The organism is Campylobacter sp. MG1 (assembly GCF_026616895.1).
Taxonomy (GTDB): Bacteria; Campylobacterota; Campylobacteria; order Campylobacterales; family Campylobacteraceae; genus Campylobacter_E.
In genome coordinates, this window is record NZ_JANYME010000030.1 from 1 (window position 1) to 932 (window position 932).

General features: G+C 32.2%; 1 protein-coding gene. It reads right to left on the minus strand.

What is annotated here, in order from left to right; genetic code table 11:
* Positions 1 to 932: hypothetical protein (locus tag NY022_RS09540; RefSeq protein ID WP_267525644.1), on the minus strand; the 932-nt coding region annotated here is incomplete at both ends.

Here is a 932-nt window from a genome sequence, read left to right on the forward strand (position 1 = left end):
TCATCTGTGTTATCAGGGGTAGCTGGTACATAAACTACATTTGCTGTATCGCTTACGCTACCTATACTTAATTTAATCATTCCTTGTTCGTTATTTACTACATTAGAATCCATTGTAAATGTAAATTCACCATTAGCATTTACATAAGCTGTAACTTTTTCTTCTAAACCTGCATTGTTTACATTGCTATTTACTGTAAATGTGTATTCGCCTTCTTTACCTTTAAAGTCATCTAATTTAGCAGTAATTACTAATTTACCTTCATTAACTTCTGCTCTATCATCAACTACAGTATTATCACCATTAATTGAAGTAATAAGAATATCTGTAAATAATTTAGTAGCTGGGTTTAATGGAGTAGATGGGATAACATTATCAACTGGTTTATCTTCAGGAACAACTGGAGTTGGTTCAGGTTTAACTTCAGGTTCTACTGGAGTTGGTTTAGGTTCTACTGGAGTTACTACATCAACTGGTTTATCATCTGTGTTATCAGGGGTAGCTGGTACATAAACTACATTTGCTGTATCACTTACACTACCTATGCTTAATTTAATCATTCCTTGTTCGTTATTTACTACATTAGAATCCATTGTAAATGTAAATTCACCATTAGCATTTACATAAGCTGTAACTTTTTGTTCTAAACCTGCATTGTTTACATTGCTATTTACTGTAAATGTGTATTCGCCTTCTTTACCTTTAAAGTCATCTAATTTAGCAGTAATTACTAATTTACCTTCATTAACTTCTGCTCTATCATCAACTACAGTATTATCACCATTAATTGAAGTAATAAGAATATCTGTAAATAATTTAGTAGCTGGGTTTAATGGAGTAGATGGGATAACATTATCAACTGGTTTATCTTCAGGTTCTACTGGAGTTGGTTCAGGTTTAGGTTCTACTGGAGTTACTACATCAACTGGTTT